The 554-nt window shown below is 43.7% G+C and carries 1 protein-coding gene; it reads left to right on the top strand.

The features are described 5' to 3' along the window. Positions 1–554 (top strand): IS4 family transposase (locus tag AACQ75_RS11545; RefSeq protein ID WP_170889831.1); only part of this gene is annotated, 554 nt, incomplete at both ends.

Genomic DNA, 554 nt, shown 5'->3' with positions numbered 1-554 from the left:
AGCCGACCTATTTGAATACCTCACTTACAAGCAAGAGCAACAACAGCGATTCCTCGTTCGCTCAATGCAAAGTCGCTGTATAAAAGAGCATGATAATCGTCTTTATGACTACGCTTCCAAGCTGCAATCAGCAGGAGAAAGAGTGCTCGACATACCGCAAAAAGGCGGCCGTAAAGCTCGCACGGTTCACCTAGACATCAAATATGCCCCCGTGACACTCAAATCTCCCGCGAATAAAAAAGAGTTCAATAACATTCCTCTTTACTACGTGGGATGCATAGAACAAGGAGAGAGTAACGATAAGCTCGCATGGCACTTACTGACCTCAGAGCCAGTAACGAGCAGGGAAGAGGCACTTAAAATCGTCAGTTATTATGAGCTGCGCTGGCTAATTGAAGATTTTCATAAAGTCTGGAAAAGTGAAGGTACTCAAGTCGAGCAATTGAGAATGCAAAGCAAAGATAACTTAGAAAGGCTCAGCGTTATTCTGGCTTTTATCGCGACTCGGTTGCTCCAGTTGAGATTTATGAATGAATCAGATGAGTTATCTAAGA

This window comes from Vibrio sp. B1-2 (assembly GCF_963888445.1).
In the GTDB taxonomy this organism is placed as follows: Bacteria; Pseudomonadota; Gammaproteobacteria; order Enterobacterales; family Vibrionaceae; genus Vibrio; species Vibrio anguillarum.
The sequence above is the reverse complement of the archived record's forward strand: the minus strand, read 5'-3'. Positions and strand labels throughout refer to the sequence as shown.